Source organism: Apibacter sp. B3935, from assembly GCF_009827705.1.
GTDB lineage: Bacteria > Bacteroidota > Bacteroidia > Flavobacteriales > Weeksellaceae > Apibacter.
Window position 1 is genome coordinate 431,410 of the sequence record NZ_WINL01000001.1, and the last position, 19,008, is coordinate 450,417.

The following is a 19,008-nucleotide window of genomic DNA, read 5'->3' on the forward strand; positions in this document are numbered from 1 at the left end:
CATGTGTAAAAAGGTCTTGATCATTTCCTATTATTGGCCTCCGGCCGGAGGCCCAGGGGTACAAAGATGGTTAAAATTTACAAAATATCTGCCGGAATTCGGTATTGAACCTCATGTTTATATTCCCGAAAATCCCTCCTATCCTATTTTAGACCCAAGCTTGGTTAATGAAATAAATCCAAAAATAAAAATTATCAAAAAACCTATATGGGAACCGTTCCGTTTAGCTGAGAAACTCACCAAGAAAAATAAAGATTTTAAAGCCGGTCAATTTGAAACTTCTAAAAAACAAGGCATTTTATCCAGGGTTTCCGTATTCATAAGAGGAAATTTTTTTATTCCCGATGCTCGTATGTTTTGGATTAAACCATCTATTAAGTTTCTTGAAAAATATATGAATGAGTACGATATAGATACTTTAGTAACAACCGGACCTCCTCATAGTATGCATTTAATAGGATTAGGATTAAAGCAAATAAAAAAAGACAAAATCAAATGGATCGCTGATTTTAGAGATCCTTGGACTCAAATTTCCTATTACTCTCAACTAAAACTAACTCAAAGATCAGATCAAAAACATAAGGAAATGGAAAAAAAAGTTTTTCAAAATGCCGATCTGATTCTTTCAACCAGTTATTCAGATAAAGAAAATTTTAAAAAATTAGGAGCTAAAAATGTTGAATGTATTACTAATGGTTTTGATTCAGAAGTAAATAGAGCAGATGAACCAACTTCTTTATTCACCATTTCGTATGTAGGGATGCTCGAGACGCTGCGAAATCCCACTAATTTTTGGAAAGTATTAATAGAATTAATTTTAGAGAATCCAGCATTTGCCTCTCAATTCCGTTTAAAATTAGTGGGAAAAATTTCTGATTCAATTATAGAAGAGTTAAATAATTCGGCTTTAAAAAATAATTGGGTCAATATAGGATATTTACCTCATGTTGAATCGATTAAAGAAATGAATAATTCTAATTTATTGCTATTAACCAATTTTAATAATGTAAAATCCAAAGGTATCATTCCGGGTAAATTATTTGAATATTTAGCAACAGGTAAAACCATTTTATCTATAGGACCACAAAATGCTGATGTTGAGAAAATTTTAATTGAAACCGAATCCGGTAAACATTTTACTTATAACGATCACGATCATCTAAAACAATTCATTTTAACCGAATTTAAAAGTTGGAAAAGCAATACTGTACATGTTCCCTCATCAAAAATTTCCAATTTTCATAGAAAATTTCTGACTGAAAAATTAATTAAATATTTATAGAAATTAACTCAAATAATAAATACATTTTCTTAGTTTTAAATAGTTATAATACTCGTAAATCAAAATTTTACCATATATAATTTTAAGTAATAAAACTAATTCATTTAGGTTGTTATTATTTTGTTTTATTATAGATATTCATCATATTATTTACATTTTGCTTATAAATTGTCAATTTTAATTAATAATGGCATTTTATATTTTTTTTTTAATTATTTTGAATAATTGAATATTTTTAAAAATAACATTTTTAATGTCATACATAATAAAATATAACATGTTTATAAATTAAAATAATCTAATTATTATCATAATTTAATAATAAATATAAATTATTAATTTCTAAATAAAAATTAATATTTATCGCATTTTTATTCATATTTATATATTTGAAAAAAAATAATTATGAAAATAAAAATACTGCCTACCTTATTATTAATTTTAATTCCTTTATTTACTTCTGCACAAATCAAAAGTTTGATATTATTCCCAATATTATATGCTAAACAAATCAGACAAGATAAAATTGAAAAATCTAAAAATGAAAAACGTTTAAAAAAGGAAAAACAATTTATAGATAGTGTTTGGAATGCCCATGAAATCAAAAAGCAAATATTGAAAAAAAAGCAAGATAGCATTTATAAAATTAAAGATAGTATTCAAAAAATAAAATTCATGGAAGAAGAGAAATTAAAAAAAGAAAAAGATAGTTTATTAAAAATTCAATTAAAAAAAAATGAACCTACTCCTAAATTATATGATAAATTTCGACAATCTTTATATGGTATGTCAAAAAATAGATTTTTTACCTTATTTAGAGGAATAGACTATAATTTTATTAATTTTAAATTCAGCTTTTTTTTGCAAGAGGATTATATGAATTTAACCCCCACAAATGATTACATAGTTAAAGAAAATTATATAAGTCAAAAATATATACCTGTTGTTTCTTCTAAAAACGAATATTTAAAAGTTAAATTTAATCTTATACCTCATACCGATATAATAGGATATTTTGCAAGCGAATACGGGGATGAGGAAGAAAAAGTATATTTAGTTGATAGTGTTGAGATTACTGGAACAACTCAATTAATTATTAAATTATTTACCATTTATTGGAATAAAAAAATTACAATAGGTGGAAATAGAAAAGGTGAAATAGCGCATATACAATACTTGAATGATTACGTCTCATTATTTAGAATAGATCAAAATACTTGTAAAATTACTATAACTAAAGGAAATATCACCGCTAATTATAATGAAATATATGGAATAAATCCTAAAAAACAGTAAACTTTGAAATGTATTAAGATAGTATTCATTTAATTATTATCGATATTAAATATAATTATGTTAATTAGATATACTTTATAGTGCATAACTTTTGCTGTAAAATGAAAATCAATTATTTATCCTTATTTTATCCAAAAATCAATTATCTAAATCATTTTGTTATTAGTTAAGCAATAGTGTTTAAAAGTTATAATTTAAAAAATATCAGCTTAATATTTTTTTAAAAAAATATTAAGCTAATATAACTTAAATAAGTTAATATAAATTAATAAAATATTTATATTCTAACTTTTAAAGAACAAATTGTATGTAAATAGCTTGTAAAAAATTTAAAAAATGCTTTATTCTAGTATAAAATATAATTAAAATTTGGTTAAAATAGTATTGCAAAAAATATATTAATTTAATATTATAACAAAATGTTTAAAAACTAAATAACATAACAAAATTTTATTAAAAGAACTTATATGAAATACTTCAATTATTATATCTAAATGAAATATTTTATATTAAATAACTATTATGATTTTTTTTATATTAAAATTTTTTTTTTAGTGAAATTAAAAAATATTTTAATATAGCTTTAATTCGGATTTTATTACCATTTTCTTTCGCAATTTTATATATATTTATCATTTTTTTTCTCCTTCCAAAACGATATGACAATATAATATCATGATATAAATCTATTTTAAACGAATTCTTATCTACGCTTTCTAAATATTTATTTATACGAACTTTAGCTAAAAAATTATGATCAAAATCATCTTCAGAGATCATTTTAAAACATAAACTATCTTTTCTGTAAGTAATACAATAAATTGGAAAATCACTTACATAATATTTTCTTGATAATTCACCTGCTTTAATTACAAATAAAGCATCTTCACCTATTTTCTCTTCTTCAAAAAATAATTTATTTTTTTCAATAAAACTTCGATTAAACATTTTAGCCCAAGCTTCCCAATTTTTATATACTAATTCATTCTTTGCTTCTACCTCATTTTTGATAAGTTTTTTATAATATTTTTTACGAGTGGAAAGCAAATATTTATTTCTAAAAGCTTTATTCAATGTATCACTATAGACACTAGTAGCTAAAAAATATATTAAATCATTATCAGTATCAACATATTTATCTGTTTCAGTTAAAAAATTTGTATTAAAAAAATCATCTGCATCAGCAAATAATATCCATTTTCCTTTCGCTTTGGATAAACCTATATTTCTAGCATAACCAGCTCCTTTATTTTCTTTAGTTAAATAAATTTCAATATTATCTTTATCGTATCCTGGAAATTTATCAAAGTTAACAATTGTAGGATCACTATTGTCATCAACTATAATGGTTTGAATATCATTCCTAAATGGTATAGAATCTAAACATCTTTTTAGTAAATGAGGTATATTTTTATGTGGAATTATGATTGAATAAGTGAACATGTTATTAGCTAAAAATTTTCTTCAAATATATTTTAATTCTTTTCAGATAAGAAATTTTTCTTATATTTTTTTCTAATTCTATTTTAATATATTCTGGAACATTATTTTTAGGAGTAGAAATATAAATCTTTCTTAAAATTTTATTTCGGTATAAAATTGTATCTTTCATAAAATAATTTAAACCCTCTTTTTCACAAAAATTAATGCGATCTTCTAAGGCCTCTAAAAATGCTATTTCTTTTTTAAATGAAAATTCTTTATATAATCTATTGGTTGTGCTATTTTCTCTTTTATAATAATAATATAATATTGTATCTATTTCGCAAATTTTTTCAGCATTATACATACACTTATACCATATATATTCATCCTCACAAATTTTTACATCTTCTGGCATTCTTAAATTATCGAATAAACATTTTTTATATAGTTTATTCCACAATACCACATAAAGAACAGTATCTTTAGTATATTTAAATTCAGTAATAAAAATACTCCCATTATATACTTTTTTATATGTATTTATTAAATCGGAACTTTTAAATTGTATTGTATTAGAAAAACTTTGGAAATTACATATGCAAATATCGCTATCTGTTTCAATTAACTGATTAAGTAATATTTCAAAAAAATTTAAAGAGATAAAATCATCAGGATCAATAAAACTAATATATTCTCCTTTTGCTTTGTCTAATCCTTTATTTCTTGCATGTGAGGGACCTTTATTTTCCTGATGAATAACAACAATTCTGGAATCATTTTTTGCATATTCATCACAAATAAATCCGCTAGAATCTGTAGATCCATCATTAATTAATAGTATTTCCAAATCTGAATACGTTTGATTTATTACAGAATCTAAACATCTACTTAAATATTTTTCTACGTTATAGATGGGAATTATAACTGATATCATTTCTTAGCCGGATTTATATTAAAAAATAATTGTAATTGATTTTCAAATTCTAATTCTTCATTTAGAACTTCGTTTCTGTACTCATTAAATTCCAAAATTGCTTGCTCATAATTGGTTATAGAATATTCTATTTTATCAATAATTTTTGAAAGTTCATTTTTTGTATATTTAAACTTATATCCAATTGAAATATTCAAATCTTGTTGATATTTTGAAGATCCACCCATACCTGAAATAATAATACATTTCATTACAGATGATTCTCTTAACATTTTGTCTCTTCCGGGATTGTATCCAAAATCTATATATACTTTTGCTTTTTTCATGGTTTCAACCACTTGATCGGGTGTCATATTCTTTATGGCTATCCATGTATACTTCGAGCTTTTCTTTTGTATGGATTTTAAATCTTTATTATTTTTTTTAGGATTATAGATTATTATATTTTCTTTATTTACTAAATTTTTAATTCGATTACTTTCTGCTAAAAAAAGTGGATTAACATAATCACATACAAAAGATATCTTATTTTCTGGTATATGGTTTTCGACAAGATATATATAGGATCGGTAAGATTGCGCCCAATGATACACATCTGGAAGATTTTCCAAATGGTACTCCTGCTCTTCTAATTGACCTTTAAAATATTTTGAAATATAAAATTTTAATCCTCTGTGCCTATTCTTCATACAAATTGAATAGAAATCAACACTCAACCACCAAATAATCTTCTTACTTTTTTTAAACTTAAAAATATAATTAGTAAGAGATTCTGGAATGATAATAATATTATTAGGATGATCATCAATAGTTTCAATCTCTGATGTATCGTAGATATTATAAACTTGCGGTTTGGGATTTTCATTAGACTTTTTATGTATATAATACATTTTAGCATCTAATTTAAAAACAGTTCTTAATTTATGGCTTAATTGATGTAATGCTTCAGGCCCTCCGGTTGAGATATTTGCAGGACAAATTATATATATTCTTGTAGAATAATTTATTCTCATAATTTTTTAGTTTTGCAAATTTAATCATTAATTATTTTTAATTAAATTTAGTGATGTCTTTTTACTTCTAATTATATGATTAATAACTTTTATGATAAACCCAATTAAAATCTTTAAAGAATATTTTTCAATTATTAATTATGCAAAACAACAAAAAAAAGATTTAAATATTTATCCTTATAAAATTCTCTTATCATATAGGATTATAGATCATCTTTTTGTTTCTGTAGAACAATTAGCTAGTCAGATTTTATGGATACAAAATAAATTGTCTAATGTAGTAGTAAAACCCAAACAGGTATTTTCTTTTTGGAAAATTTTAGGAAATCCAGCTCACATTTCAGAAAATTCTGACTCAATCTTACTATACGAGATATACAGCAGTATTATTTACCATCTAGCACTAGTAAGTGGATTAGCAATACTTGAGAGACATCCTTCATCTGTAGATCATTTCACTAAAGAACAAAGAATATACCCATTAGGTGCTGAAGCATTGGTTTTATACGAATCAAAAGATTTAAAAATTAAAAACAATTATGATTTTCCTTTAAAATTTAATTTTGAAATAAAAAATCAAATCTTAAATGGATCTATTTTAAGTACAGAAAAAATAATACGTAATGAAGTAGTTTTTACCTGTAGAGATTTTAAAAAATTCAAAGAAGTTTTAACACGAATTAACCGTAGAACAACAGACGTTTCTGTTTACAAAATGAAAATATAAAAAAAGCTTCATGTATTTTAACACGAAGCTATTATAATATTTTTTTAATCAAATTTTACTGATTATATCTTTCAAAAACCAAAATTTCTTGACCATCATTATAAAATGATAAAATAGAATCTTCTTCTCTTATTTCATCAATACTTTGCATAGCATTTAGAAATTGTGATTCATCAAAATCACAAGGCAATTCAGTAGAAGTTAATCTTGAAATGTTAAAAATAGTATTTTCCCAAGTATAATATGCTGTAAATTTATTACAACCTGTTGTTCCGTAAATTTGTTTCCAAGGTTCATCAAATCTCATCAAGGGAACATTCTCATATAAATCTTCAACATTTTGAGAATTCAACCTTACTAATCTCCATTTCACAACATTTTCATCGCCTAAATAGACTAAAATTTTATCTAATTTACCTTTAGGTTTTCTAATATTTAATGTTTCTTTAACTTCAATTATTTTATCTTCATTACCATTCTCAATTATTTCTAAACTATCTATTACATCTTCGTGTTGATTAATCTCAACTTCATCATTATAAACTATAGCTTTTTTTGATGTTCCACAACTTGTAATAAGAAATAATGGAAATAACCCTAAGAAGATCAAATGAAAATTCAATAAACTTTTTTTCATAATATTTAAGTATGTATTATACGATTAATTAACTTTTTGAGCAAAATAAATATTAGGTAAAGATATAAAAAACCTGCAATAACAACTATTTTTTTAGATTTTTTTTTAACTAATATAAATTTTCCCTATACGCCGTATAACGTTTGTTATTATTAATTTATTATCTTAAAGTAAATTAAACTCATATATTTAAAAATTATATTTTAATATAAACCTAATATTAAACTATTATATAAATGCATATTTAATACATTTGTAATATTCAAGATTACAATACTGACTAAATGTAAATAAATTATTCTTTATGCATCTAACCGGACAACTAACCAAAATGATAACCGAATATAATTCTCCTATTCAATATTATCTAAATTTTAATGATGAAATTATTATTATAAATCAACTATTAGATAAAAAAATAAAAATTCGATTTGACCATTATAAATGTCTGGGATGTGGTTTAGATAAAGAAATATTTGTCATGGGATATTGTAAGGAATGTTATTTTACGTCTCCCTATGCAGGAGATTGGATCCTAAGGCCCGAGTTATCAAAAGCCCATTTAGGAAAGGAAGACAGAGATTTAAGTGTTGAATCTCAAGCTCAACTTCAGCCTCATATAGTTTACTTAGCTAATTCCGGAGGAGTTAAGGTAGGTGTCACTAGAAAATCACAATTACCTTATCGATGGATCGATCAAGGTGCTGAGTATGCCATAAAATTAGCAGAAACTGAAAATAGATATGAAGCAGGAGTCATTGAATCCATTCTTAAAAAGCACGTTTCAGATAAAACCAATTATAGGAAAATGTTGAGAGAATCAGTTCCCTATATAGATTTATCAATTGTGAAAAATGAGCTTAAAACATTTATACCCGATCAATTAGAAAATTATATTTTAGAGGATAACGAAATTTTTAATTTTCAATATCCTGTGATCTCATACCCACATAAAGTAAATTCGGTAAACCTTAAAAAGGTTTTTGAATTTGAAGGAATTCTAAAAGGTGTTAAAGGTCAATATTTGCTTTTAGATAATAATATGGTGTTTAATGTTAGAAATCATGAGGGATTTGTAGTCGATTTAATCCTTTGAGTTAAGTAAAGATAATTCATTATCTATCAGCCTGTTATTATATTGTTGAATATACGATTTTATTTTAAATTCAAAGTTTTCTTTAGGATAATTTGAAATTGAATGTTGTAATAAACTGTCTTTTGTATAATCATATACACGTAAAATCTTTTCACCATCAAAAGCCACAAAATACTGATTGATTAAAAATCTATAAACACCCTCATTAAAATTGGCAACCACTCGATCTTCACTTTCAACGGGATTGCCAAATGAAAAAATTTGTCCTTTATAATTCAGATAACTCAAAACTTCAGGATAAATATCAATTTGACCCATTAATTTATTTTCTTTTCCCTTTAATTTAGAATTAGAAGGGTCAAATAGTAATATGGGTATTGAATAATTACCAATTTCTGTTGAAAAGTATTCAGGTTTAGCCCCTCCTCTACTTGTATGATCGGGAGTTATAACAAAGACCGTGTTAGTATACCATTCTTGTTTTTTAGCATTCTCAAAAAATTTTCTTAAAGCAAAATCGGAATAAGCGATACTTTCGTGTATATCTCTGTTTCCTTTAGGAAATTTATTTTTATATTGTTCAGGAATGGTATAAGGAGAATGTGATGAAATGGTGAAAATAGTTGAAAAGAAAGGTTGTTTAAATGTATTAAATTTTTTTAATGCAAACTGTAAAAATTCTTCATCAAAAATCCCCCATACTCCATCATATCCACCTTTTTCCGTGTATTCATTTTTACCATAATAATGATCATAGCCGGAAATAAGGGCGAATTCATTAAAATTTTGACTTCCATTAAATGCACCGTGAAAAAAAGAAGTACTATATCCTTCTTTTTTTAAAACAGCATTAAAACCATCGATATGATTAAAGGAATATGGTGAAGATATATAAGAAACTTCCATAAGACAAGGTATAGATGTAATTATTGAAGGTACAGCATCTATAGATTTTAATCCGTTAGCAAAAGCATTGGTATAATACCTGCCCTCTGTAAATAAAGAATCTAAAAACGGAGTTAATTTCCTTCCTTCGAATTGTTGATTAATATTTTCTTTTCCAAAACTTTCCAAAATAAGAATTACTAAATTCTTTTTATTAAAAATTCCATAAGAATTGATATCTATAATTGGTTGATAAAAAGTTTTTAATTGTAGAGGGGTAAAATAATTCTTCTTTTTTAAATTATCTTTTTTATTTAAAGTTTTAAAAATTGTAAAAGTTGTGTTTAATACCACTGCGGTATTTTGGGGATAATCGGTATAATTGATAGCATCAACCGTTTTAATTGGAGCTCTTTGGATTCCTCCTCTTCCTAATAATATAATTAAGCCGATAAATAATAAAAAAACTAATGAGCTTACGAAAATACCTTTCCATCCGTTTTCTTTTTCTTGTCTATATGAAATTTCAGGAATAAATTTCCAAAAACAAAACATAGCCAATAAATATCCTAAAAACATATACCAATATTGAGTTAGGAATACAGGAATTAGTCTGAGTATGTCTCCTTCCATACCGGAAGCAGTAATCAATGAATAGGTACTTCTTTTATTAGTATATATATAATATTTTATATCAATGAAATTTAAACCTATAAAAAAGGCATTGATTAAAAAAAATAGTATTTTTAAACTTTTTTGATAAATAAGTTTATATTTGAAGTTTCCCGGAATCGTACTTAATACAATTATTAATATATTACTTAAAAAAATTGCCGCTAGATCAAATCGTAAGCCTCCTAAAAATTCCGATAATCCTATATTTTCAAAACAATGTAAATTGAATAGATAGAATATTGTTCTACAAAGCTGATAACAAAAAATTAAGAATAATAATCTAAGCAATAGCAATTTTATACTTAATTTATAATTCATAATAAGAATTGAATAGTTAGTAATTCAAAACTATACAATTTTTCATCAATTTAATCAATGAAATTTGGTTTTTTTAATAATTTAATAGTGTATCTTAGTACAACCTAAAAAATTTAATCTCATTCCATATTTTTTTCCTAGTTTTGTCTTTCTAATTATTAATTATGGCTGAATATAAACTTATATTACCTCCTATGGGAGAAGGTATAATGGAAGCTACTATTACCGGATGGGCAAAAAATGAAGGAGATTATGTAGAAGAAGACGAAACTATTGTTGAAATTGCGACAGATAAGGTCGATTCAGATGTTCCTTCCTCCATTTCGGGAAAACTACTAAAAAAGCTTAAAGAAGTAAATGACATTTGCAAAATTGGAGAAGCTTTTGCTATATTAGAAATTGAAGATATTGATGAAAAATCATCTGCTGTTTCTAAAACCGAAATATCTTTAAATCAGGATGATACTCTAACAATCAATACATCTATAAATGTACCTAATATAACAGCTGAATTAGAAAAACCTTTGGTTTCTAACTCTGAACTACATAATAGTAATGCTTCTAAAAGTACGTATTATTCACCCTTAATTAGATCTATTTGTAAAAAAGAAAATATTTCTCAATCGGAATTAGATTTACTAAAAGGTACGGGATTAAACGGTAGAATTACAAAAGAAGATATCCTTTCCTATTTAAAAAGTAGAAATCTTTCCGCTACCATAAAAGTATCACCTATACTGGAACCGGTTCATAATAGCCCTAAAGTATCAGAAAATACATCTGAAACCTCTATATTAAATTCTTCTCCTTCCATATCGGATGGTGACGAAATCATAGAAATGGACCGTATGCGTAAGCTTATTTCTAAAAATATGCTGCAAAGCAGACAAATTTCAGCCCATGTTACTTCATTTGTTGAAGCAGATGTTACCAATATAGTGCTTTGGAGAAATAAAAATAAAGATTCTTTCTTCAAAAATGAAGGAGTTAAGCTCACTTTTATGCCTATGTTTATTCAGGCAATTGTTAAAGCAATAAAAGATTTTCCTATGATTAATATCTCCGTAGATGGGGATAGAATTATAAAAAGGAAAAATATTAATATAGGTATAGCAACTGCTGTTCCTAATGGCAATTTAATTGTTCCAGTTATAAAAAATGCAGATCAGTTGAGTTTATCCGGGCTTGCAAGATCAATAAATGATTTAGCAAATCGTGCAAGAAATAATCAGCTAAAACCGGAAGATACCAATTGTGGAACGTATACTTTGAGTAATATTGGAAGTTTTGGAAACCTTGCAGGAACGCCGATCATCAACCAACCTCAAGTTGCTATTATGGCTGTTGGATCGATTGTTAAAAAACCGGCAGTTATTGAAACTCCACAAGGAGACATGATAGGTATACGCCATATGATGATTATCTCACATACCTATGATCACAGGGTCATAGATGGAGCTTTAGGAGGTGCTTTTGCTAAAAAGGTTTCTGAATATTTGGAAAAATTTGATCCTAATACAAAATTTTAAAGTTGAAATATATTTAAAAAAATTAATTGTAGCTTGTGAACATTCATTCAATACAATATTATATACTGCTAATTATATTTAGTTGCCTTTTGAGCAGTTGCGATAAGAAACAAACAATAAAATCTTCTAACCAAACTGATTCTTTATCAGTATCTTCTTCAATTAGGGATACTTTACCTAAGAAATTTATCGGTACTTATCAAGGAAGTATTTCATGTGATGATTGCGAATTTGTGGTTCTGACTTTAGATCAGAGTAATACATATAAGTTAAAAATTCAACTTTTTACTGACGAAGATTCTAAAGGATCAATTATTTATGAACAAGGTAATTTCAATTGGGATAGAAAAAATTCAACGATAGCTTTAGATAAGTTTGGTTTTAAATTTAAAGCTTTTGAAAAAAAACTGTACTATCTTGACAATACAGGTCAATACGATACCGAAGAATATTTAATTAAACAATAATCTATATAAATAATCAAGTAAGTTTAATATTACTTGATTATTTCATTCTCAATAAATTTTGTCGATTTTTTGAAATAAATATTTAAAATTCTAAATCATAATTTGAGATAGATAAACTTATTAAAATATTTTTTTCATTAAAGTAAAAAGTAGTATAAATTTTATCTGTCACTACTTTATATGTAGGTTGTTTCGTATTTTTAAATTTTATTAAACGCTTAGCATATATTTTTTCAATGGAACTTAGAGAAGATTGATGTAAGACAATTGAATTCGATAATTCCACTGAATTGATTCCTCCATAATTAAAACTAACCAATGAAATTTTATCATTACTTCCTAATCGCCCGCCACCCTCTGATATTGCACTAATTTGAAAACCATTCGTGAAATCCCAAGTATAAATGTTTCCTGAACCTTCGATGGGTTCTGCACCCGTATAAGTAGCTATAGTATTGATTGCCTCTATTTTTTGCGGTAATTTAAATCCTTTAGCAGTAAAAAATAATTCTTTAATTTTAGCCGCAGATTTGGGACCTAAAATAAGGCTTTTCTTTTTTAATTTAGTAGTTGTTATCCTATTGGTTTTATTTTGTGAAAACAGCTCTCCGCTGTTTAAAATCATTAGTAGAGTGAAAACGAATACAATTTTTTTCATTATAATTATTTTAGTATCTTACAATATATCTAATTTTTTTGGCTTTAAGATTACAATTTCAAACGATAACGTCTGTTTTAGCCTATTGTTTGAATCCATTAATTTATGGAACAAACATTTGTTTTATTTTATAAGTAAACTTTGAAAAAATAGAGGTAAAAAAATACTTGTTTTCCGTCTGATTAGTAGTGAAACTAATAAGAGCTACAAGACTATGATCATTATCGGCTAATTTTAAAAGCTTGATTATGATTTTTTCTTTATCTAAAGATGGTAAAAACTTTATACATTTTAAATTTTCAATTATAATCTGCTTACGAACTTCTTTATCACTTTTTAAAAGTAAGAAGTTAATATTTTCATCAGACAATAATTTTTCCAATCCTGAATATAACGCATTTTTACTTATTTTATTAATGCCTCTATCATAAATAAATTTACGAATATCCTGAAACTTTTTTAAAAAAATATAAGGTGTAATGGGTTGAGAATAAGAAGATATTTTTTTTCTGTATCTTACGTCATAATTTTTACGAAATTCTTCATTAGATAAAATATGATATGCTTCGTTAATATCTATAAAAAGCTTTTCATTATCTTTATTATTTAAATTCCTGTCAGGATGATATTTTAGAGCTAATCTTCTATAAGATTTTTTAATTTCCTTACGCGATGCAGTCGGATCGACTTCTAATATAGTATAAAAATCTTTCATTATTTTAGGCTACAACCAGTATTAAAAAGAACATTCGGTACAAATATAAGCTATTTAAAATACATTTACACCGATTGATAAACATTTAAACGAAAAAAGACTATTTAAAAATAGTCTTTTTATAGGATATAAGATAGTTATAATTACTACGATTCACAGCTGCTGCAATTAACCAAATTAACCACCAACTCTTTAGCCACACTTTGACTTCTTTGATAATAAAGAGTTTTAATACCTAATTTCCAAGCTTCTATTAATAATCGGTTTACCTCTTTTACCGGAAGTTCTGCAGGTATATTTAAATTCAAAGACTGGGATTGGTCCACATATTTTTGTCTTATAGAGGCTTGTTGAACAATTTCCAATTGACTGATCTCTTTAAAAGTTTTGAAAACTTGTTTTTCTTCGTATGATAAATCTTTTAAATGCTGTACACTTCCACCATTTAGCATAATACTTCTCCAAGTGTCTTCATTATTAATATTTTTCTCCGTAAGAAGCATATCCAAATACTTATTTTTACGCATGAAATTACCTTTAGAAAGACCCGCTTTGTAATAATTGGAACTAAACGGCTCTATCCCCGGCGATGTTTGACCTAAGATCGCAGAAGATGAAGTGGTTGGCGCAATAGCCAATAAAGTAGAATTTCTTCTTCCATAACCTTTTAATAATTCTGGTTCTCCGTAAATTCTGGCTAAATCTTCAGTTGCTTTATTGGATTTATCCTGCAGATATTTAAAAATCTCAACGGTTTTTTGTTTAGCAACCATTCCTTCAAAAGGAATCATGTTTTTTTGCAAATAAGAATGCCATCCTAAAACTCCCAAGCCTAGTGCTCTGTGCTTTTTAGCAAATTTATTTGCGGGTGACAAGTAATAATTACCTTCTGTTTTTACAATAAATTCCTGTAAAACGGCATCCAAAAAGAATACGGCTAATTTTACTGCTTCCGTGTCTTTCCATTCATCATATAATTCCAAGTTCATGGATGAAAGACAACATATAAAAGATTCTTCTTCTGTGGAAGGAAGCATAATTTCTGAACAAAGATTAGAAGCATGAATAACCATTCCTTTATCTTTGTATACCTGTGGTTTATTTTTATTAATATTATCAGTAAAGAATATATAAGGTAAACCTTTTTGTTGACGACTTTCTAAAACTTTAGCCCAAATTTTTCTTTTATCAATATCTCCGTCAATCATTTCCTGCATCCAATAATCAGGAACGCATATACCGAAAAATAAATTTTGAATCGGATTTCCTATATCGCGTATGGATAAAAATTCTTCAATATCGGGATGATCAATATCCAAATAAGCTGCAAAAGCCCCCCTTCTCACTCCCCCTTGAGATATGGTATCCATGGCAGTATCAAATAATTTCATAAAACTTACCGCTCCACTACTTTTGCCATTATCCGAAACCGCTGATCCTCTTTCTCTTAAAGCTCCAAAATAACCGGAAGTACCTCCGCCAATTTTGGTCTGCATGATTACTTCTCCTAATTTATGAGTTATTCCTTCTATACTGTCAGGAATATGAACATTGAAACATGATATAGGCAATCCTCTTTCTGTTCCCATATTTGCCCATATGGGTGAGCTTAAACTCATCCAGCCCCTTTCAATCATTTCCTGAAAAGCTTCTTTTAGTTCAGGTTTGTATAATCGTTGAGCGGCAGCGGAAGTAATACGATCAATTGCTCCTTCAACCGTCTCTCCCTTTAGAAGATACCCCCTATTTAATATTTGTTCACTTTCCGAATTTTTCCACCAAAGTTTTTCGCTCATAATATATATTAATCTAATCTTTTAACCATTAATTCTAATTTACCTTTTAATCCGGTTTCATTATTTACTGCCATTCTTCTTAAAAAATACCCGTTATCTTTTCCTTCTTCATCAATAAAAGGCATTTCATATATTTCAGATAAAGAAAATGTTCGAAGATATCCTGAAATTATTTCTACTAACTCCTCCCATATTTCTATATGACGATCTCTGTCTTCTAATTTGGTAGCAATTTCTCTTTCGATGGTTGCATTAAAATCAAGATATATAAAATTGGCTTTAATTAAATAAAAATCTCCCATTTAAAATAAATCGTTTTCAGTTATACTTTTATCATATTTGGTATATTCGGTAGGTCTTTTCGCAAAAAAGTCGTCCAAACTATTGGCAAATACTTCCTCTTCAAACCATGCCATAGGTTTGTATTGCTCAGGCGTAACATGATATAACCGTTCCATTCCTATTTGTTGTAAGCTTTCATCTACCCTGAATTTCATGAAGTTTAGGAGATTTTCTTTTTCAATTGAGTTTACTTCTCCCTTCTCAAATATCCAATCTAATATTTTACCTTCAATGATGATTGAATTCTTAACGGTATCTTGAATGTGCTTAATGGTATCTTCATCAAAAAAGTCGGGATATTCTTCTTTAATTTTATTAACTAAATAGATTCCCGCATTGGCATGAATTTGCTCATCTACCGAAGTCCAACCAATGATATTGCTAACATTTTTCATCAGACCTTTAAATCTTGTAAATGATAAGATTATGGCAAATTGACTGAATAAAGATACATTTTCGATAAGAATAGTAAATAAAATAAGTGATACTACGTATTTTTTTCGGTCATCGGATTTAGCATATTTTAATGCATTATCTAAGTATTCCACTCTTTCCCTGATAACAGGAATTTCCAACAACTTTTCGAATTCATTATTATATCCCAAAACCTCCAACAATCTTGAGTAAGCTTCTGAATGTCTAAATTCACATTCCGCAAAAGTACTTCCTAATCCATTGAATTCCGGCTTTGGAAAATGCTGATATATATTTCCCCAAAAACTTTTAACTGCGACCTCAATTTGGGCAATTGCTAATAAACTGTTTTTGATTGAATTTCGCTCTCTGTCTTCTAAATGCGAATGAAAATCCTGTATATCGGCAGTAAAATCTACTTCTGAGTGTACCCAATAGGCATGATTAATTGCCTCTGTAAATTGTAAAATTTCAGGGTATTCAAAAGGCTTGTAATTAATTCTTCTATCAAATATTGACATAATCCTTAATTTATTTTTCTTTTTTTAATAATTTTTACTTTATTTTTAAAAGACAGAAAATTCTTTATAAGAGCCGGTCTCGTGTATAATTTTTAACATATACAAACTCTTATATTCAAATTTTATAATCTTATGATTTTTATAATTAACTTTCTTTCAATTAATTAATTCTTTTGTTTTAGGCACTTACTATGTATTTAAAATTATAAATATTTAACATATTTGACCCAAGAGAATTTCAAAAGATATTAAGAAGTTATAAACACACAATTTTATTTTGAATTGAAAAAACAAGTTTTTTAATTCCTCGAATCAGTTCCCCATTTTAATTTTTCCCGAAGATTTTTAAAATAAGAGTAATTATTATACTTGACTATTTTTATTTTAAATGGTGCTTTTTTTATGATTATTTCATCGTCTATTCCTACCGTATTATATCGTGAATCCAGACACAAAGAATATTTTTCCGATCTACTATGAACTTTCAACCGTATTTCTACATCATCTTTTAAAATTAATGGTCTTACATTTAAATTGTGCGGACAAATTGGGGTAATAACTACTATATCGGCTTTAGGATAAATGATGGGGCCTCCACAACTTAAAGAATAGCCCGTTGAACCGGTAGGTGTGGATATAATTAAACCATCTGCCCAAAAGGTATTCAGAAATATATTATCTACATAGGCATCGATGGTTATCATTGAGGTTGTATCCTTACGCATTACCGCAGCTTCATTTATGGCATAAGGCAAAAATTTATGAAAATTACTTTTCACTTCTAATACGGAACGTTCACTTATAGTGCAATTACCATCTAAAATATGGGGCAATTCCTTTAAAAATTCATTTTTCTGAAATGTGGCTAAAAATCCTAATCTTCCTGTATTGATTCCCACAATCGGAATATTAGATCCTTTAATATAAGCAACAGTAGACAAAATAGTTCCGTCTCCGCCAAAAGTAAATAATAATTTGGTTTCTTTAGGAAGCCCTTTCTTTTTGGTGAATGGAATAAAGCCGGGATTTTTTAATCCTAACATTTCTTCTAATTCCTTTACGTAGGATTCATATACATAAATGGTTATACCTTTTTTTTCTAATTGTTGAAAAAAAGCCGAATAAAGTTCATAATCTTCTTTGTGAACTACTTTTCCATATACACCTACTATCATTGAATTATAATTAATTTATACTTCCATAAATTTTTGCAATTGATCAAATCTCTCTTTTAAAAGCTCTTGCTTGGAATCTTCAAAGTATTTGTTGGAAATTTGATATCCAAATCTCTCGAAAGTATCACCAATGGAACTTATATTTTCTGCACTAATCTTAAGTACTATTTGAGTTGAGTCTTCATCGGTATTGACTAATAACATCCCTAATATTCTTCCATTATTGCTTTCTACTATATTCGATATTTCACTGGAAGAATATTTTTTTATAGGAGTCGTAATGATCATATAAACTCCATATTCGGTAGTAAACTGAAAGGAGGCCAATTCATCAATAACTGTTTCTTCTAATACTACTCCCAAAAATTTTTCTTGGTAAGATAAGATTGGGATTATATTAGTTTCATTTTCGCTAAAAACTCGTAAGGAATCAAAAAGTATAGCACTATCAAGTAGATAGAACTGTTCTAAATCTAAAAGATGATCTTTTAATGATTCTGATTTATCTAAATCTCTAATGATATTTAAACCTATATTTCCTTTTACCCTTCCTTTACTTATAACAGGATAATGGCTAACTCCCAGATCAATCATCAATTGCTCTGCTCTTCCAACGCTGTCATTTTCATAAAGAGTTAATACATCATTTGAAATATAATTGGTAATTATCATTATGCTAAGATATAATAAGATTTTTGAGTAACCAAAATTTTAAAATTTTGTTCATCTCTTTTTAGTTATTTTTTTAAGCACCTCTGTATAAGATAGTTTAATAAGATTTTTTATAAAATCATCCGTTAAATTTCCATTCATAAAAACTGTATTCCAATACTTTTTATTCATGTGATATCCGGGTTGTATTTCCGAATAATTTTCTCTTAACTCCAATGAATATTCTGCCTCACACTTTAAAATTATCTTAAAATCCGGATCATATAGATTTGTCAATGCAAACATCTTACCCTTTACTTTAAAAACTAAAGTTTTTTCATCAAAAGGCAAACATTCTTCCACATCTGAAAATTGTAAACAATATTCTCTAAATTCTTCGATATTCATAGATTGATTAGCTTAAATTTTAAAAATTTTAAATTTAAGATAAA

19 protein-coding genes are annotated in these 19,008 nt (G+C 26.7%); 6 read left to right on the top strand and 13 right to left on the bottom strand.

Annotated elements, in window-relative coordinates:
- The first annotated feature begins 1 nt into the window (after nucleotide 1).
- Together GFV00_RS01780 and GFV00_RS01785 are read left to right on the top strand one after the other, a co-directional pair.
- Nucleotides 2-1,282, top strand: coding sequence for a glycosyltransferase family 4 protein (locus GFV00_RS01780; protein ID WP_160556542.1), 1,281 nt, complete (start codon nucleotides 2-4; stop codon nucleotides 1,280-1,282).
- Nucleotides 1,283-1,687: 405 nt separating this feature from the next.
- On the top strand, nucleotides 1,688-2,578 hold the full coding sequence (locus tag GFV00_RS01785; RefSeq protein ID WP_160556541.1) for a hypothetical protein: 891 nt from the start codon (nucleotides 1,688-1,690) through the stop codon (nucleotides 2,576-2,578).
- Nucleotides 2,579-3,115: 537 nt separating this feature from the next.
- On the opposite strand, the gene GFV00_RS01790 is transcribed toward GFV00_RS01785, so the two are convergent.
- From GFV00_RS01790 to GFV00_RS01800, 3 genes are read right to left on the bottom strand one after another with little or no spacing between them, the layout of a single operon-like run.
- Nucleotides 3,116-4,021, bottom strand: coding sequence for a glycosyltransferase family A protein (locus GFV00_RS01790; protein ID WP_160556540.1), 906 nt, complete (start codon nucleotides 4,019-4,021; stop codon nucleotides 3,116-3,118).
- Nucleotides 4,022-4,025: 4 nt separating this feature from the next.
- On the bottom strand, nucleotides 4,026-4,937 hold the full coding sequence (locus GFV00_RS01795; RefSeq protein WP_160556539.1) for a glycosyltransferase: 912 nt from the start codon (nucleotides 4,935-4,937) through the stop codon (nucleotides 4,026-4,028).
- Nucleotides 4,934-5,950, bottom strand: coding sequence for a hypothetical protein (locus GFV00_RS01800; RefSeq protein WP_160556538.1), 1,017 nt, complete (start codon nucleotides 5,948-5,950; stop codon nucleotides 4,934-4,936). The genes GFV00_RS01795 and GFV00_RS01800 overlap by 4 nt, the downstream gene beginning before the upstream one ends.
- Nucleotides 5,951-6,041: 91 nt before the next feature.
- On the opposite strand from GFV00_RS01800, the gene GFV00_RS01805 reads away from it, so the two are divergent.
- Entirely contained in the window at nucleotides 6,042-6,677 is a 636-nt protein-coding gene (locus GFV00_RS01805; protein ID WP_160556537.1) for a VanW family protein, read from the top strand.
- Nucleotides 6,678-6,732: 55 nt separating this feature from the next.
- On the opposite strand, the gene GFV00_RS01810 is transcribed toward GFV00_RS01805, so the two are convergent.
- Nucleotides 6,733-7,314 carry an META domain-containing protein gene (locus GFV00_RS01810; RefSeq protein WP_160556536.1) on the bottom strand — a complete coding sequence of 194 codons (582 nt, stop codon included), beginning with the start codon at nucleotides 7,312-7,314 and terminating at the stop codon, nucleotides 6,733-6,735.
- Nucleotides 7,315-7,618: 304 nt separating this feature from the next.
- Here GFV00_RS01810 and GFV00_RS01815 point away from each other — a divergent pair, with 304 nt between their 5' ends.
- Entirely contained in the window at nucleotides 7,619-8,410 is a 792-nt protein-coding gene (locus tag GFV00_RS01815; protein ID WP_160556535.1) for a DUF2797 domain-containing protein, read from the top strand.
- Here GFV00_RS01815 and GFV00_RS01820 read toward each other — a convergent pair.
- On the bottom strand, nucleotides 8,399-10,288 hold the full coding sequence (locus tag GFV00_RS01820; RefSeq protein ID WP_160556534.1) for an LTA synthase family protein: 1,890 nt from the start codon (nucleotides 10,286-10,288) through the stop codon (nucleotides 8,399-8,401). The two genes, GFV00_RS01815 and GFV00_RS01820, sit on opposite strands and share 12 nt — an antisense overlap.
- A 164-nt stretch (nucleotides 10,289-10,452) precedes the next feature.
- On the opposite strand from GFV00_RS01820, the gene GFV00_RS01825 reads away from it, so the two are divergent.
- Both GFV00_RS01825 and GFV00_RS01830 read left to right on the top strand, forming a co-directional pair.
- Nucleotides 10,453-11,817, top strand: coding sequence for a dihydrolipoamide acetyltransferase family protein (locus GFV00_RS01825; RefSeq protein ID WP_160556533.1), 1,365 nt, complete (start codon nucleotides 10,453-10,455; stop codon nucleotides 11,815-11,817).
- Between the two features lie 89 nt (nucleotides 11,818-11,906).
- Entirely contained in the window at nucleotides 11,907-12,284 is a 378-nt protein-coding gene (locus tag GFV00_RS01830; protein WP_160556532.1) for a copper resistance protein NlpE N-terminal domain-containing protein, read from the top strand.
- Between the two features lie 82 nt (nucleotides 12,285-12,366).
- On the opposite strand, the gene GFV00_RS01835 is transcribed toward GFV00_RS01830, so the two are convergent.
- The 8 genes from GFV00_RS01835 to GFV00_RS01870 all read right to left on the bottom strand — a co-directional run bounded on the left by GFV00_RS01835 (nucleotide 12,367) and on the right by GFV00_RS01870 (nucleotide 18,964).
- Nucleotides 12,367-12,942, bottom strand: a complete 576-nt coding sequence (locus tag GFV00_RS01835; protein WP_160556531.1) for a hypothetical protein — start codon at nucleotides 12,940-12,942, stop codon at nucleotides 12,367-12,369.
- A 103-nt stretch (nucleotides 12,943-13,045) separates the two neighbouring features.
- Nucleotides 13,046-13,657, bottom strand: coding sequence for a J domain-containing protein (locus tag GFV00_RS01840; RefSeq protein ID WP_160556530.1), 612 nt, complete (start codon nucleotides 13,655-13,657; stop codon nucleotides 13,046-13,048).
- Between the two features lie 146 nt (nucleotides 13,658-13,803).
- Entirely contained in the window at nucleotides 13,804-15,453 is a 1,650-nt protein-coding gene (locus GFV00_RS01845; RefSeq protein ID WP_105297435.1) for a ribonucleoside-diphosphate reductase subunit alpha, read from the bottom strand.
- 8 nt (nucleotides 15,454-15,461) lie between these two features.
- Nucleotides 15,462-15,755 (bottom strand): hypothetical protein, encoded by a 294-nt coding sequence (locus GFV00_RS01850; protein WP_160556529.1) that lies wholly within the window; start codon nucleotides 15,753-15,755, stop codon nucleotides 15,462-15,464.
- The gene (locus GFV00_RS01855; RefSeq protein WP_160542246.1) at nucleotides 15,756-16,730 is read right to left on the bottom strand and encodes a ribonucleotide-diphosphate reductase subunit beta; all 975 of its coding nucleotides are present in this window, start codon (nucleotides 16,728-16,730) and stop codon (nucleotides 15,756-15,758) included. It abuts the gene before it with no gap.
- 299 nt (nucleotides 16,731-17,029) lie between these two features.
- Nucleotides 17,030-17,905, bottom strand: coding sequence for an NAD kinase (locus GFV00_RS01860; RefSeq protein WP_160556528.1), 876 nt, complete (start codon nucleotides 17,903-17,905; stop codon nucleotides 17,030-17,032).
- Nucleotides 17,906-17,920: 15 nt separating this feature from the next.
- On the bottom strand, nucleotides 17,921-18,577 hold the full coding sequence (locus GFV00_RS01865) for a CBS domain-containing protein (protein ID WP_160556527.1): 657 nt from the start codon (nucleotides 18,575-18,577) through the stop codon (nucleotides 17,921-17,923).
- 51 nt (nucleotides 18,578-18,628) lie between these two features.
- Nucleotides 18,629-18,964, bottom strand: coding sequence for an MmcQ/YjbR family DNA-binding protein (locus GFV00_RS01870; RefSeq protein ID WP_160556526.1), 336 nt, complete (start codon nucleotides 18,962-18,964; stop codon nucleotides 18,629-18,631).
- Nucleotides 18,965-19,008: the final 44 nt, after the last annotated feature.

Excerpts from the sequence above, each read along its gene's own strand:
- GFV00_RS01780 (WP_160556542.1), top strand. The coding sequence starts at position 2 with ATGTGTAAAAAGGTCTTGATCATTTCCTATTATTGGCCTCCGGCCGGA.
- GFV00_RS01785 (WP_160556541.1), top strand. The coding sequence starts at position 1,688 with ATGAAAATAAAAATACTGCCTACCTTATTATTAATTTTAATTCCTTTA.
- GFV00_RS01790 (WP_160556540.1), bottom strand. The coding sequence starts at position 4,021 with ATGTTCACTTATTCAATCATAATTCCACATAAAAATATACCTCATTTA.
- GFV00_RS01795 (WP_160556539.1), bottom strand. The coding sequence starts at position 4,937 with ATGATATCAGTTATAATTCCCATCTATAACGTAGAAAAATATTTAAGT.
- GFV00_RS01800 (WP_160556538.1), bottom strand. The coding sequence starts at position 5,950 with ATGAGAATAAATTATTCTACAAGAATATATATAATTTGTCCTGCAAAT.
- GFV00_RS01805 (WP_160556537.1), top strand. The coding sequence starts at position 6,042 with ATGATAAACCCAATTAAAATCTTTAAAGAATATTTTTCAATTATTAAT.
- GFV00_RS01810 (WP_160556536.1), bottom strand. The coding sequence starts at position 7,314 with ATGAAAAAAAGTTTATTGAATTTTCATTTGATCTTCTTAGGGTTATTT.
- GFV00_RS01815 (WP_160556535.1), top strand. The coding sequence starts at position 7,619 with ATGCATCTAACCGGACAACTAACCAAAATGATAACCGAATATAATTCT.
- GFV00_RS01820 (WP_160556534.1), bottom strand. The coding sequence starts at position 10,288 with ATGAATTATAAATTAAGTATAAAATTGCTATTGCTTAGATTATTATTC.
- GFV00_RS01825 (WP_160556533.1), top strand. The coding sequence starts at position 10,453 with ATGGCTGAATATAAACTTATATTACCTCCTATGGGAGAAGGTATAATG.
- GFV00_RS01835 (WP_160556531.1), bottom strand. The coding sequence starts at position 12,942 with ATGAAAAAAATTGTATTCGTTTTCACTCTACTAATGATTTTAAACAGC.
- GFV00_RS01840 (WP_160556530.1), bottom strand. The coding sequence starts at position 13,657 with ATGAAAGATTTTTATACTATATTAGAAGTCGATCCGACTGCATCGCGT.
- GFV00_RS01845 (WP_105297435.1), bottom strand. The coding sequence starts at position 15,453 with ATGAGCGAAAAACTTTGGTGGAAAAATTCGGAAAGTGAACAAATATTA.
- GFV00_RS01850 (WP_160556529.1), bottom strand. The coding sequence starts at position 15,755 with ATGGGAGATTTTTATTTAATTAAAGCCAATTTTATATATCTTGATTTT.
- GFV00_RS01855 (WP_160542246.1), bottom strand. The coding sequence starts at position 16,730 with ATGTCAATATTTGATAGAAGAATTAATTACAAGCCTTTTGAATACCCT.
- GFV00_RS01860 (WP_160556528.1), bottom strand. The coding sequence starts at position 17,905 with ATGATAGTAGGTGTATATGGAAAAGTAGTTCACAAAGAAGATTATGAA.
- GFV00_RS01865 (WP_160556527.1), bottom strand. The coding sequence starts at position 18,577 with ATGATAATTACCAATTATATTTCAAATGATGTATTAACTCTTTATGAA.
- GFV00_RS01870 (WP_160556526.1), bottom strand. The coding sequence starts at position 18,964 with ATGAATATCGAAGAATTTAGAGAATATTGTTTACAATTTTCAGATGTG.